Origin of the sequence: Streptomyces sp. ACA25 (assembly GCF_028200735.1) — a bacterium.
Lineage (GTDB): Bacteria > Actinomycetota > Actinomycetes > Streptomycetales > Streptomycetaceae > Streptomyces.
On record NZ_JAQKPV010000084.1, the window covers coordinates 1 to 550 of the forward strand.

The window sequence follows — 550 nt, forward strand, 5'->3', positions numbered from 1 at the left end:
ACTCACCCTCATGACCCGGCTGATGAATCGCGACGAGCCCGGCCTCGGCCAGATCGGCCACCAGGATCCGGGCAACGCCCAGCGGCATGGCCAGCAGAGCGGACACCTCGGCGACGGACTTCACCTCGAGGCACAGCTGGCAGATCCGCTGGTGCTCCGGAAGCAGACCTTGCAGCTGCACAGGCTCGGCGGTCGTGCTGACCAGTGCCTCGATCGCCAGGTGATACCGCGGCCGCGTACGGCCACCGGTCATGGCGTACGGACGCACCAGCGGCTGATCGCCTTCGTCGTCGTACCCGGCCTGATGTTGGGCGCCGTAGGATCCCTGCGAGGGTGGCGGCGTGGACATAGCTCCTCCGAGAGGGACATGAGGTCGACGGTACGCGGACGGTGGTGCTCATGTGGGGGGAGCTGTCGTTCAGTTGAGCAGGGAGCCCTGAAGCTCGGCCCGCAGGTCGGGAGTGAGAACCGTACCGGCCCGGTCGACCAGCAGCGCCATCTCGTAACCCACCAGGCCGATATCGGCATCCGGATGCGCCAGCACCGCCAA

Annotated in this window: 1 protein-coding gene and 1 pseudogene; both read right to left on the bottom strand. The window is 67.5% G+C overall.

All coding sequences use genetic code 11. From position 1 onward, the window contains the following. On the bottom strand, nt 1–349 hold a 349-nt coding region (locus PJ985_RS23275; RefSeq protein ID WP_271685864.1), incomplete at its 3' end, for a DUF742 domain-containing protein. Between the two features lie 69 nt (nt 350–418). Next, nucleotides 419–550: pseudogene (locus tag PJ985_RS23280) on the bottom strand (roadblock/LC7 domain-containing protein); the annotation flags it as partial.